Annotated in this window: 11 protein-coding genes and 1 riboswitch; of the genes, 2 read left to right on the forward strand and 9 right to left on the reverse strand. The window is 69.2% G+C overall.

The window, feature by feature from the left end:
* Positions 1-582: 582 nt before the first annotated feature.
* Positions 583-1,023, reverse strand: coding sequence for a guanosine-3',5'-bis(diphosphate) 3'-pyrophosphohydrolase (locus E3T42_RS07045; RefSeq protein ID WP_134368324.1), 441 nt, complete (start codon positions 1,021-1,023; stop codon positions 583-585).
* 411 nt (positions 1,024-1,434) lie between these two features.
* A riboswitch (cyclic di-GMP riboswitch) is annotated at positions 1,435-1,508 on the forward strand.
* Positions 1,509-1,847: 339 nt separating this feature from the next.
* Entirely contained in the window at positions 1,848-2,477 is a 630-nt protein-coding gene (locus E3T42_RS07050; protein ID WP_134368325.1) for a VWA domain-containing protein, read from the reverse strand.
* A 358-nt stretch (positions 2,478-2,835) separates the two neighbouring features.
* Between E3T42_RS07050 and ppsA the strand changes: the two genes are divergently transcribed.
* Positions 2,836-5,226, forward strand: coding sequence for a phosphoenolpyruvate synthase (gene ppsA / locus E3T42_RS07055; protein ID WP_134368326.1), 2,391 nt, complete (start codon positions 2,836-2,838; stop codon positions 5,224-5,226).
* A 122-nt stretch (positions 5,227-5,348) separates the two neighbouring features.
* Here the strand turns inward: ppsA and E3T42_RS07060 are convergent, their stop codons facing one another.
* The 6 genes from E3T42_RS07060 to E3T42_RS07085 all read right to left on the reverse strand — a co-directional run bounded on the left by E3T42_RS07060 (position 5,349) and on the right by E3T42_RS07085 (position 10,241).
* Positions 5,349-5,783 carry a hypothetical protein gene (locus E3T42_RS07060; RefSeq protein WP_134368327.1) on the reverse strand — a complete coding sequence of 145 codons (435 nt, stop codon included), beginning with the start codon at positions 5,781-5,783 and terminating at the stop codon, positions 5,349-5,351.
* 26 nt (positions 5,784-5,809) lie between these two features.
* Positions 5,810-7,063: a maleylacetate reductase gene (locus tag E3T42_RS07065; RefSeq protein WP_241975900.1), complete on the reverse strand. Its 1,254-nt coding sequence runs from the start codon at positions 7,061-7,063 to the stop codon at positions 5,810-5,812.
* 7 nt (positions 7,064-7,070) lie between these two features.
* Entirely contained in the window at positions 7,071-7,787 is a 717-nt protein-coding gene (locus E3T42_RS07070; protein WP_134368329.1) for an alpha/beta hydrolase, read from the reverse strand.
* Between the two features lie 9 nt (positions 7,788-7,796).
* Positions 7,797-8,771 carry a ring-cleaving dioxygenase gene (locus E3T42_RS07075; protein ID WP_134368330.1) on the reverse strand — a complete coding sequence of 325 codons (975 nt, stop codon included), beginning with the start codon at positions 8,769-8,771 and terminating at the stop codon, positions 7,797-7,799.
* Positions 8,772-8,899: 128 nt separating this feature from the next.
* Positions 8,900-9,100, reverse strand: coding sequence for a hypothetical protein (locus E3T42_RS07080; protein WP_134368331.1), 201 nt, complete (start codon positions 9,098-9,100; stop codon positions 8,900-8,902).
* Positions 9,101-9,161: 61 nt separating this feature from the next.
* The gene (locus E3T42_RS07085; RefSeq protein WP_166805316.1) at positions 9,162-10,241 is read right to left on the reverse strand and encodes a sigma-70 family RNA polymerase sigma factor; all 1,080 of its coding nucleotides are present in this window, start codon (positions 10,239-10,241) and stop codon (positions 9,162-9,164) included.
* Between the two features lie 219 nt (positions 10,242-10,460).
* Between E3T42_RS07085 and E3T42_RS16710 the strand changes: the two genes are divergently transcribed.
* Positions 10,461-11,378, forward strand: coding sequence for a hypothetical protein (locus E3T42_RS16710; RefSeq protein ID WP_166805317.1), 918 nt, complete (start codon positions 10,461-10,463; stop codon positions 11,376-11,378).
* A gap of 87 nt (positions 11,379-11,465) precedes the next feature.
* Here E3T42_RS16710 and E3T42_RS17600 read toward each other — a convergent pair whose 3' ends face one another.
* Positions 11,466-11,837, reverse strand: coding sequence for a glutaredoxin domain-containing protein (locus tag E3T42_RS17600; protein ID WP_134368334.1), 372 nt, complete (start codon positions 11,835-11,837; stop codon positions 11,466-11,468).
* Positions 11,838-12,145: the final 308 nt, after the last annotated feature.

Here is a 12,145-nt window from a genome sequence, read left to right on the forward strand (position 1 = left end):
GGACCCGTCGGGCGCGATCACGGTCTTCCAGACCAGGGCCTGAATCCGGATCTCGTCCGCGGGCACCGCCACCGGGTGGTCGCCGCCGCCTCCGGTGGCCGCGGCAACGAGTTCGGGCTCGGCCGCCTGCACCTGGTCCAGGTCGGTGCAGCGGAGCGTGGGTACCAGGGCGGTCAGGATCGAGCTCGGGCCGGGACCGGTCGGCGATCGCCGCCGCCGTCGCCACCCGCAGGGCGTCCACCCTTCGGCCGAGCTGCTCCACCGCCGCGGTCACCTGCAGCAGGCCATCGTCATCGCACCCCCGCACCCCCTGAACACCACAGCGTGGCACCCACCTCGCCCGCGAGGGCCGCGAACGCAGCAGCCACCACAGCGGCGTCGAGGGTTGCAGTGGGGTCATCCATACGCACAATTTTAGCAAACATAGAACGCCATGTCGAGACTNATTTTTCGAAGTCAGATACGACTCGAACGGCAGGTGAACGAAGGCTATTCCGTCCAGGATCTGTGGGTAGACCAGGAATTCCTTCGGTGAGACAGCGGGGAACGCTGCCTCACCCGGCCGAGTGCCCCCAGTGCCACCTAGCCGAGTGCCGCCAGCGCAGCCTCGTTCTTCAGAGCGAGCGATTCCCGAACGCTGAAGTCCAGCTGCTCCACGCGCCAGGGCTCCGAGTTGTCGGCGATGTCGGCCCGCTTCACGGCGAGCGCGATCGGGTTCTCGCGGATCGCGGCGTAGTACTCGTCGTCGCTGCTGACGTCATCCGTTCTGGTCAGTGCTTCGACTGCCGTGACCACGCCGCCGGGGATGCCGCGGGCGAGCAGGTCGTGGCGGGTGATGTCGGTGTCGTCGAGCACATCAACCAGCCAGGCGGTGGCCTGTTCCAGCGGGTCGCTCAGGCGTTCCGCCACCCGGCGGTGGTGGTCGATGCAGTCCGCGCCGAGCTTGTCGACCTGCCCTCGGTGCGCGTCCGTGGCGATGGACTGCGCAATGGCGATGAATGACTCGGATGCGGCTGACGACATGAAAACCCCCGTTGATTGTTCGAGCATGAGTGTCCGAGCTGATGACCCTGGGCAGCCGAGACAGGCAGCCTCGAGCAAGGGAAAGATTCTTTCTGGAGGTGAGAACCATCCGACCCCATGCCAGCTACGTTAGCGTGCGCCTGCGACCAGGGAAAGCGACGGCATCGCACGGGGTAACGCGCCAGTCGTGGGGGCGGGATCAGGGCGGCGCCCGGGCGGGATCCGGCCCGGACCTCAGCGCGGATCTGCTCGCAACCGGCTTGATCACAAACTGACTTCCCCTCGCTTTGGGGGTCGGGTTACCCGTAAATACCCGCGTGTCGCCCCCGAGTTCGGCAGATCCGGCGCCGCCCGCCCTGTAAGTTCATCTCAGGTGATCACAGGGTCGCTGGGTAGACGGGTCATTTACGTCAATCGCACGGGCACACTCGTCGTGAGGCGGGGTCGCAAAGGCACGGGACCTTCGGGTCAGCCGGCCTACCGAATGAACAGGATCCACATCCAGATGAGCCTCACCACACTTGAGTCCGAGATCAGAAGCGGACCTTCCGGCCCGACTCTGCGGCCTCAGGCGTGCCAAAGACTCCTGCGCACCATCGCCGACCTGGGTAGGCAGGCGATCGACGCGGAGGAAGCCGGGCGAGACTAGGGTCTCGTCCTGACGAGGCATTGCAATCGGGGTTCGATTCGGGTTCGGCCCCGATTGCATGCTCGAGGCTTTAGGCCAGTGGGGTTCTCCCCATTGGCCTTAGCTTTGCCCGCGGCACAGTGCCCGCCACTGAGTGCCCGCCACTGCGTGCCCGCCGTTCAGCGTTTGCCCCGGCTCAGCGTTCGCCCCCGGCTTCGGTGCGCTCCTCGGAGGTGAAGCCGCGCTTGTCCTTTTTGCGGACATCCGTCACGTAGCGGCCAAGGTTGACGCTCAGGGCGGCCACCTCGTCGGAGGCGGCGGCGAACGTCATCGAGCTGTCGGCGTCAAAACCGAGGTCGGCGCCGGTGAGCACGGCGTCCTGGTTGGCGCCCAGGAAGACGAAGTCCCAGCTGTACTCCCGCGTCTGCTGCGTGACAAGGGCGCGCACGGCCGCGGCGGTGTACTCGTGGCTCGCATTCTCGCCGCCGTCGGTCACGACCACGACCTGAACCGTGTCGGGGCGGGCGTGTTCCGGCAGCGCCCGGAGCGTCTGCCCGAAGCCGGTCACCGCCACCCCGATCGCGTCGTGCAGCGCGGTCATGCCGCGCGGCTCGAGTTCGACGGACACGGTGGCCGGATCGGCCAGGGTGTGGGTGTGCTCGATCTCGTCGTCGAAAGTGACGATGTCCACCGTGAGCAGGCCGGGACCGGCCGCCTGCTCGGCGATCATCGCGGTGAGTCCGCCGACCATGTCGTCACGGATGCTCGACATCGAGCCACTCCGGTCGATCACGAGCAGCAGCGCCGTGTAGTTGGGATCAGTCATCTTGTGCCTCCTGATGGGTGCCCCCGCGTGGGGAGTGATTCAGAGTCTCAGAGACCTCTGACATTGCCCCTGTGACAGCGCATCAGACGGATGCTGCGAGCGCCGCCGAACCAATTCGACGGAGATCTTGTCGTAAAACCACTCTTTCGGGCTGTCGGGGGCCGATTTGGGCAAAATCTCCGTCGAATCCGTTCGCGGGCGGAGTCGGCACCAGAGGGACGCGGACTCCGATTCAGACTCGGACGCGAGCCCGGCCTCACCTGGTCGGGTGCACCTAGCAGGCCTCCGCGGCCCGCAGTAGGTTGCCAGCACCGGGCAGAGTCAGCAATTTTGCGAGCCCGCCGATGGTGGGAGAACAATGCTCGAGAGCAGCGTGGTCTGGTTCAACGAAATCGGTCTGGCGGACATTCCGCAGGTCGGCGGTAAGAACGCTTCACTCGGGGAGATGGTGCGCAATCTCTCCAGCGCGGGCGTGCAGGTGCCCGACGGGTTCGCGACCACCGCGAACGCCTACCGGGCCTTCGTCACGGCAAACGGGATCGAACCGGCGATGCGCCACCAACTCGACCTGTTCCATGCCGGCCACGCGTCGCTCCGGGCCACCGGCGACGTGCTGCGCGAGTTGTTTTTGGGGGGTGAGTTTCCCGCGGACATCGCCGACGGCATCCGTGCCTCGTACCGTGAACTCTCGGAGAAGGCCGGGCACCCCAATCTGCCGGTGGCCGTGCGCAGCAGCGCCACCGCCGAGGACCTGCCGGATGCCAGCTTCGCCGGTCAGCAGGAGACCTTCCTGAACGTGTCCGGGGAGCGTGACCTGCTCGACGCCTGCCGCCGCTGCTACGCGTCGCTGTTCACCGACCGGGCGATCAGCTACCGGGAGGTCAAGCACTTCGACCACCTGGAGGTGGCGCTGTCGATCGGCATCCAGCGCATGATCCGCTCCGATCTGGGCGGTTCCGGGGTGATGTTCTCGATCGACACCGACAGCGGATTCCCGGGCGTCGCCGTGATCAGCGCCTCCTGGGGGCTCGGCGAGACCGTGGTGCAGGGCACCGTCAACCCCGACAAGTACCTCGTCTTCAAGGAACTGCTGGAGCAGCCCGGCTGCACCCCGATCGTGGAGAAGACCCTGGGCGAGAAGGCCCGCAAGATGGTCTACGCCAAGGGTGGCAGCGCCCGCACCCGCATGGTCGACACCCCCGACGGGGAACGGCAGTCGTTCGTGCTGACCGACGCCGAAATCGTGAAGCTGGGCCGCTGGGCCGTGATCGTGGAGAACCACTACGGCCGGCCGATGGACATGGAATGGGCCAAAGACGGCCTGACCCGGGAGCTGTTCATGGTGCAGGCCCGGCCCGAGACCGTGCAGTCGCAGGCCAGCGGAACCAAGTTCACGGTCAGCCGGTTGAGCGAGAGGGGTCCGCTGCTGGTCACCGGGGTCGCGATCGGCGACAGCATCGCCTCCGGCACGGCCTGCGTGATCAAGGACCCGGCCGACATCGAGAAGTTCATCGACGGCGCCATCCTGGTCACCGAGATGACCGACCCGGACTGGGTGCCCATCATGACCCGCGCGGCCGGCATCGTCACCGACCATGGCGGCCCCACGAGCCACGCCGCCATCGTCAGCCGGGAGCTCGGTGTGCCGGCCGTCGTCGGCACCGGTAATGCCACCAGCGAGCTGACGGATGGCCAGCTGATCACCATCTCCTGTGCCGAGGGCGACGAGGGCTACGTTTTCGCGGGAGCCCTGGCCTTCGAGACCGAGGAGATCGACCTGGGCGAGGTTCCCGAGACCCGCACCAAGGTGATGGTCAACATCGCCAGCCCCGCCGCGGCCTTCGAATGGTGGCGGCTGCCGGCCGCCGGCGTGGGTCTGGCCCGGATGGAATTCATCATCAACAACCTGATCAAGATCCACCCGATGGCGCTGGTGCATCCGGAGCGGGTCACCGACCGGGCCGCGCAGAAGCAGATCCACGAACTCACCCGCGGCTACCTCGACCCGAAGGAGTACTTCGTGCAGGCGCTCGCGCTGGGAATCGCGAAGCTGACCGCTCCGTACTACCCGAACCCGGTGATCGTGCGGATGAGCGACTTCAAGACCAACGAGTATGCGCACCTCATCGGCGGGATGGACTTCGAGCACTCGGAGCAGAACCCGATGCTCGGCTTCCGGGGCGCGTCGCGCTACTACGACCGCCGCTACCGGGAGGGGTTCGCCCTCGAGTGCCGTGCGATCAAGCGGGTGCGCGAGAAGATCGGGTTCACCAACGTGATCGTGATGGTGCCCTTCTGCCGCACCACCGCCGAAGCCGACAAGGTGATCGCGGCGATGGCGGAGAACGGGCTGGTGCGGGGCGAGCGCGGGCTGCAGGTGTACATGATGTGCGAGATCCCGGCCAACGTCATCCTCGCCGAGAAGTTCGCGACCCGGTTCGACGGCTTCTCGATCGGTTCCAACGACCTGACCCAGCTGGTGATGGGCGTCGACCGTGACGCGGAAGACCTCGCCGCCCTCTTCGACGAACGCGACGAGTCCGTGAAATGGATGATCAGCGAGGCAATCAGAAAGGCCCACGCCGCCGGAATCAAGATCGGCATCTGCGGCCAGGCGCCCAGCAACTACCCCGACTTCGCGGCCTTCCTGGTGCAGCAGGGCATCGACTCCATCTCCCTCAACCCGGACAGCTTCCTCAAGACGGTCTCCCACATCGCCCAGGCCGAGCAGGAGCTCGACACGGCGTAGGCGTACGGCGCTGACAGCGCGGCGCTGACATTGCGTCGGCGCAGCTCCTTGACGGTGCTGCGCCGACGGATGCCGGATGTCGCGGGCGCCGCCGGCGGATGCCGGTCGTCGCCCGGGCTGCGCTACCGCTCGGCCTCGTCGAACTCGTCGAGCACGGCCTGTTCGTATTCCGCCTCCGCGGCGTCTGCCCTGGCGCGGGCCTCGGCCACGCGCTCGCTGATCGCGTGCTCGGATTTGCGGAGGCGAGCTGCCTCGCTCGGGGTGGCGTTGATGAGCAGGTCCTCCAGCGTTTCGGGGTCGAGGCGCATCGCGGCCATTGCGTCCACCTCGGACCGGGCCACCGCGGCCTTGCTGCGGAGGAGCTGCAGCCGAGACTCCTGCTCGGCTTTGCGTGCTCGCTGCTCGGAGGACTGCCCGGCCGCGTGCGGGACCGGGACGATCGCCTCGGTGCCGCCGGTTTGGGTCCCGCCGGTTCCGGTGCTGCCGGCCTCGTTCGTGCCGGGTGAGGTGCTGCTGCCGCCGGCGTCGTTGTCTGTTCCGTGCTCTGCGTTGCTCATACTGTCTCCCTTTTTTCGCTGGCAGCCTAGCGCGGGAGGGCACCCGGGGAAACGGGGGCGTCGCCGCTCCAGGCGTCGTGCAGCAGCCGGGTCAGGGCTTCCGGGGTGACCGGGCGCGGGTTCGACGGCGGCGCCGCGGGCACGATCAGCGCCACCGCCCGGGTGATGTCTTCCTCCCGGAAACCGAAGTCCCGCAGCGCGGTCGGCGCGTGCAGGCGGTCGCTCAGGGCGACCAGCGACTCGACGGCGGTGGGCGGTTCGGCCGGTGTTCCGGCTGGGCCGGGCACTTCAGTCAGGTCGGCGGCGGCAGCCGCGGCCCCGAGCGCACGGGCGAGCAGCGCCTCTGCCTCGGGCGCGGCCGGCACGTTGAAGGCGACCACATGCGGCAGCACGATCGCGTGCGTCTCTGAGTGGGGCAGTCCGAACGTGCCGCCGAGAACGTGGCAGATCTTGTGGTGCAGGCCCGAGCCCGCGCTCGAGAACGCGCTCGCCGACAGGTAGGCGCCGTAGAGGGCCTCCTCCCGCGCGGCCAGGTCACCGGGGTCGTCGGCGATGAGCGGCAGGGCGTGCGCCAGCATCCGGATCGCCTCGGCGGCAATCGTGCTGCTGACCGGGTTCTTGCCCGGGGCCCAGAGCGCGTCGATGCCGTGCGCGAGGGCGTTGAGCCCGCTGGACACGCTGAGGTCGCGGGGGAGCGCCCGGGAGAGCTCGGCGTCGTAGATCACGGTGCCGGGCAGCACCCGGGGATCGAAACCGGTCGTCTTCACCCCGTGTTCGACCTGGCCCCAGACGGCGGTGGCCTCCGACCCGGAGTAGGTCGTGGGCACCGCAACGATCGGCAGGCCCTCGGCCCGCGCGACCGCCTTGGCCAGGCCGATCGCCGACCCGCCGCCGATCGGCACGAGCACGTCGATCCGGGCGTCCCGGGCGGCCTGGCGGGCTCGCTCGGCCGATTCGACCGGCACGTGCTGTACGACGTCGTCGAAGATCGCGGCCGGACGGATGCCGCCGAGCACCCCGGTCGACCGCTCCAGTTCGCGCCGGCTCGCGATCACCATCACGCGCGGGGCGTCGCTGCCGGGGGTGCTGGTGCTGCCGGGGGTGCTGGTCCTGCCGGAGGCGTTCGTGCTGCCGGAGGTGCTCGCGCTGCCCGGCAGACCGCCGGGCTCGGCGAGCACCCGGGCGAGCAGCTCGGCGGCCCGTCCGGTGCCGAAGAGCACGCGCTGCGACTGGGTGCGGTATTCGAAATCGAGCGGGGGCTGCGGGGGCTGCGTGTTCACGGGGTGGCTACGCGCCGGTCTGCGCGGGGCGGGCCAGCCAGGCGAGGGCGGCGGCGACATCCGTTGCGGCGATGCCGTGCCCGCCGTCTCGCAGCTCGTGGTCGACCTGGGCGCCGCGTGCGGTGAGCACGCCGGCCACCCGCACGGCGCTCGCGAGCGGGGCCATCGGGTCGGTGCGGCCGCTCAGCAGCAGCACCGAGGTGCGTGGCAGGTCCGTGCCGAGTTCCCGGTCGTCGAGCGGGAACATGCCCGAGAAAGCGATCACCCGGTCGAGGGCCTCGGGGTGCAGGAGGGCCGTGGCCAGGGCGATGTTCGCCCCGTTGGAGAAGCCCACGGCGATCAGGCGGCGCTCGCCGAGGTCGTAGCGCTGCCGGGCCCAGGCGATGAAACCGGCCAGCTCGCCGGAGCGGCGCACGACGTCGTCGACGTCGAACACGCCCTCGGCGAGCCGCCGGAACCAGCGCAGCATCCCGCCCTCGGTGACCCGGCCGCGGGGTGCGAGCACGGTCGCATCCGGGTCGAGTGCATCGGCGAGGTTCACGATCTCCTGCTCGTTGCCGCCGGTGCCGTGCAGCATCAGCAGCACCGGGGCCGCAGGCGAGCCCGCCCGGTAGACGTGCGGCCAGTCGAGGTCGGGCAGGCCGGCGGGCGTGCCAACGGTCAGGCCGGGGGTCTGATCGACGGGCTGCCCGGTGGCCGCTTCGGCGGCTGTGTGATCGCTCATCGGTGTTCTCTAGCCGACCGTCGCGGAGGCGGGGTTGTTCTCGGCCGGCAGCGTGATCGGCACGACGGCGCGCTCGATCTGGTCGCGGCTGGGCTCGAGCCACGGCGGCAGCTTGAGCGAGCGGCCCAGTTCGAGCAGTGGCTCGTCGATGTCGAAGCCGGGGGTGTCGGTTGCGATCTCGAACAGAACGCCGCCCGGCTCGCGGAAGTAGATCGACGTGAAGTACTGGCGGTCGAGGATCGCCGTCACCCCGTAGCCGCGCTCGACGAGCTCCTGGCGCCACTGCTCCTGGGTGGTCTTGTCGGGCACGCGGAAGGCGATGTGGTGCACGCTGCCGCCGGCGGTCAGGCCCACCTGGCCGTTCGGGTCGGCGATGATGTCCACGATGTTGCCGGGGGCGCCGTCGCCCGCGCCGACCCGGATGCGGTCGGTGGTCTCCTCGATCACGTGCATGCCGAGGTCGCGGGTGAGCACCTCGACGGTGCCGGTTGGGTCGGCGACGGTCAGCACCGAGGAGTGCTGGCCGCGCACGGCGTATTCGGCAGGCACGGATGCCGAGTCCCACGGATTGCGCGGATCGACCGTCGACGAGGCCACCAGGTCGAGCTGCAGGCCGTCGGGATCGCGCAGGGAGAGCCGTTCCTCGTCGGCGGAGCGGCGCACGAACTCGGACTCGACACCGAGGCCCTTGAAGTGGTCCGCCCACCAGCCGAGGCTGCCGGCCGGCACCGAGAACGCCGTCGAAGTGGACTGGCCGGAGCCGGGGCGTCCGCTGGCGATGCCTGTCCACGGGAAGAAGGTAAGCAGCGATCCCGGGCGGCCCGCGTCATCCCCGTAATAGAGGTGGTAGGTGCCCGGGTCGTCGAAGTTCACGGTCTTCTTGACGAGCCGAAGGCCGAGGCCGGTCACGTAGAAGTCGATATTGCGCTGCGGCGCACCCGCGATGGCGGTGACGTGGTGCAGTCCGGATGTTTGCGGAGTCATGGAATCCCTTTCTGGCGGGCCCGACGGGGCTGGCTGCGATGTCGTGTCGCGGTGACTTCTATGCAAACACATGTTTCTCGGGATTCATTCCCGCGCGACGCTCCGGGCTCCGGGCTCCGGGCTCCGGGCTACTCGCCGAGGTCCCAGCACTGAGACGGCAGGTCGGCGAGCCACGCCGTCATCGTCTGCGCGTTCGCGTCGGCATCGTCGTTCTGGCTGCGCTCCGGCGGCGCCTGAAACTCGGCCTGGTCGCCGTCCGGACCGACCGAACCGGCTGGGACGCCAGCGGCAGCAGTGGTCGGCGGTTTCGCATCCGCGTTCCCGAACATGTGAACCCCCTCAGCCGGCGCGGTCAGACCCGCTGCCGGGGTCCGGGGCAACAATCCGACGCTACGCTCGAAGATCTTCCACCGTCAAGCATTCCGTCCAGCATCCCGCCGAACCTCCGCCGTCCAGGGGAGAGGCGTTCGACGGATGTCGCAGCCTGGCGATCGCCCTCACCTCGATCTGCCGCACCCGGTCCGGGGTCACTCCGAGAAGAGCTCCGACCTCGCGCAGGGTGCGCGGGCGCTCGCAGCCCAGGCCAAACCGCATCCGGAGCACCCGCTCCTCGCGGCCGGGGAGCGCGGACACCCTGGACTCCAGCCCTTCCAACAGCAGGGTGCGGCCCACGATGTCGGCCGGATCCATCGCCTGGGCGTCACTGACCGTGTCGCCGAACGGCATGGGCTCGGGGCCGTTGCCGAAGTCGACCCAGACCGGGGCGTCGAGGGAGCGGGGCGCACGCGCGTGCTCCCGCAGCGCCACGACCCGGTTGCGGGTGAGACCGGTGGCGCGGCTGAGCTCCTGGTTGGTGCCGTCCCGGCGGAGGCGCTGCCGGATCGCGTGCTCCTCGCGGGCGATGAGAAGGAGGGAGTCGGCGGTCTGCACCGGGAGGCGGATGGTCCGGGACTGGTCGGCCTGTGCCCGGGAGATCGACTGGCGGATCCACCAGGAGGCATAGGTCGAGAACTTGAATCCCCGGGCGAAGTCGAAGCGTTCCACCGCTCGGATCAGACCGACGTTGCCCTCCTGAATCAGGTCCGGAAACTCCAGGCCGCCTCCGACGTAGTGCCGGGCAACCGAGACGACCAGGCGCAGGTTGGCGCAGATCAGGTGCTCCACCGCCCGGGCGCCGTCGCCGGCGAGCCAGCGGAGCTCCTCGCGCAGCGACGCGGTCTCGCTGCTCTCGCTGCTCTCGCTGCTCTCGCTGCTCTCCGTGGTGCCGTTGCTACTGTCGCTGCCGGTGGTGCCCAGCCGCGTGAGCCTGTCCGCGGCCAGCAGCCCCACCTCGATCCGCCTGGCCACCTCGACCTCTTCCGCCGCGGTCAACAGCGGCACCCGCCCGATCTTCTTCAGGTAAGCCGTGACGCAGGTGGACGCGGAGTCGGCGGCTGCGCGGCGGGCGGGACGGGGCTTTCGGATATCCATGCCGGAACGGTAGGACGGGGCCGGCCCGGGCCGGGGCATCCGTTTCAGGCTGTGCGAAACCCGGCACCGTGGTCGCCTGTGCAGGGTGTGGGCAGAGTACGCGCCCGTGTGCAGGGCGGCAGACCCGAATGGGGCGTTTCGGAGACCGGCCAATGGGGTGACTATGAGGAGGGCTGTCCGGTTGAGCGGGCGTCCGGCATCGTGAGAAGGGAACGCATGATGAGCAATGCAGAACCCGGTGACTCCGGTGACAACTTCGATTATGGCGACAATTTCGTCGACGACGACGAATTCGACCCCGAAACCACGTTCGTTTCGCGCGACCGCTTCGACGCCGGCGATGCTCTCGGCGACGCCGTCGACGTGGCCGACGATGACGACGACCGCGAGGGCGACGAGGCCGACGACGACGAGGACGGCTACGAGGAGTACAACCCGCCGGCTGACCGGTTCCTCACCGCGCAGATCTGGTGGATCGCGAGCGAACTGGTGCGGCGGCATCCGCATCTGCGCATCTCCGGAGTCGAGGTCGATGAGGCCGCCCGACTGGTGATCGTGCACGACGAGCAGGATGGCATGAGCATCCAGTGGGACCTCGTGGGCGGCTGCAAATTCCTGGTCAACGGGGTCGTCAACAAGATCAGCTGGATCGAGATGCTGGCCGCGCTCAACCCGCACGAGATCGTCCGGCGCATCGAGGTGGCGACCGGTCTCGGCATCCCGAAGGTCGTTCCGGTCACGACCCCGCGGTCACTGGCCTACCGGGTGCTCGCGAGCGCGCTCGCCACCGCGATCAATGACCGGCACGAGTGGTATGCGGTGCCGGCGCCGATGCTGCACGACGAAGACCCCGACGACCCCGGATGCGAGTACTTCCGCGACTTTCCGACGACCGTCCGGGCGCGGGCCGAGTATGTGGCGGCGACCCTGCTCGAGTTCGAGGCGGGCAGCCGCAGCGTCTACTTCTTCCAGCCGTTCTGGGCGCTGCTGCGCGACCTTGAGCCGGTCGCGATCTTCGACGCGGCGGGGGTCATCCATACGGCCGCCGGGGCGACCGAGCTGATGCCCCTGTACGAGCGGACCGACCGCAAACTCGCCCTGACGACGGCGGGTGTGCTGGGCCCCTACCTGCCCTGATCGGTCAGGGTCCGCACCTGAGTGGTCGGGCGCCGTCCCTGGCGGGTCAGCAGCCGTGCCTGGCGGGTCAGTCGCCGTGCCTGCGGGTCAGCCGATGCGGCCGAGCTGCGTCAGCTTCGCGTGCAGCGCGGAGTCGCTCGGCTCGACGACGTGGGTGCCGTCGGGGAACGTGATCACGGGGATCTGCGTGCGGCCGCTGATCGCGTGGGCGCGGTCGGCGCCGTCCTCCACGAGGAGCAGGTCGACATAGTCGTAGTCGATGTTCAGCACGTCGAGCAGCTTCTTCGAGCGGCGGCAGTCGCCGCACCAGTCCGCGCCGAACATGGTGATGCGCGAGTCGGAGGTGGAGGTGGCGGTGGTGGCGTCTGCGAGGGCGGCGGTGTTTGCGAGGGCTGCGTCGTCAGCGAGGGCGGCGGTGTCTGCGGCGGAGGTGACTGCGGGAGCGGCGTGGTCGGTCATCCGTTCATCGTAAGCGGCCCCGCTGACTCTTCCCCTGCACGCCGCTCGTCTCTTTCCCCCCACCGCCCACCCCCCGCTCGTCTCCTCCCCCCGCCCACCGCTCGTCTCCTCCCCCCGCCCACCACTCCCGTCCCGTTAGCCACTCCCGCCCCACACCATCCCGCCGAACGGTGAGTATGGCTCGTGTTTTTTGCCAAAAGTGGGGCCGAACTCACGGCTCGGCGCGAGATGGGCGGCGACGGATGGGCGGCGAGCGGCGAGGCGGCGGCGGCGAGGCGGCGAGGCGGCGGCGGCGAGGCGGCGAGGCG

It is taken from the genome of Cryobacterium sp. TMT4-10 (genome assembly GCF_004403275.1).
Classification (GTDB): Bacteria; Actinomycetota; Actinomycetes; order Actinomycetales; family Microbacteriaceae; genus Cryobacterium; species Cryobacterium shii.

What these genes read in the sequence shown, in the direction of transcription:
- E3T42_RS07045 (WP_134368324.1), bottom strand. Translation starts at nt 1,023, where the DNA reads ATGTCGTCAGCCGCATCCGAGTCATTCATCGCCATTGCGCAGTCCATC.
- E3T42_RS07050 (WP_134368325.1), bottom strand. Translation starts at nt 2,477, where the DNA reads ATGACTGATCCCAACTACACGGCGCTGCTGCTCGTGATCGACCGGAGT.
- ppsA (WP_134368326.1), top strand. Translation starts at nt 2,836, where the DNA reads ATGCTCGAGAGCAGCGTGGTCTGGTTCAACGAAATCGGTCTGGCGGAC.
- E3T42_RS07060 (WP_134368327.1), bottom strand. Translation starts at nt 5,783, where the DNA reads ATGAGCAACGCAGAGCACGGAACAGACAACGACGCCGGCGGCAGCAGC.
- E3T42_RS07070 (WP_134368329.1), bottom strand. Translation starts at nt 7,787, where the DNA reads ATGAGCGATCACACAGCCGCCGAAGCGGCCACCGGGCAGCCCGTCGAT.
- E3T42_RS07075 (WP_134368330.1), bottom strand. Translation starts at nt 8,771, where the DNA reads ATGACTCCGCAAACATCCGGACTGCACCACGTCACCGCCATCGCGGGT.
- E3T42_RS07080 (WP_134368331.1), bottom strand. Translation starts at nt 9,100, where the DNA reads ATGTTCGGGAACGCGGATGCGAAACCGCCGACCACTGCTGCCGCTGGC.
- E3T42_RS07085 (WP_166805316.1), bottom strand. Translation starts at nt 10,241, where the DNA reads ATGGATATCCGAAAGCCCCGTCCCGCCCGCCGCGCAGCCGCCGACTCC.
- E3T42_RS16710 (WP_166805317.1), top strand. Translation starts at nt 10,461, where the DNA reads ATGAGCAATGCAGAACCCGGTGACTCCGGTGACAACTTCGATTATGGC.
- E3T42_RS17600 (WP_134368334.1), bottom strand. Translation starts at nt 11,837, where the DNA reads ATGACCGACCACGCCGCTCCCGCAGTCACCTCCGCCGCAGACACCGCC.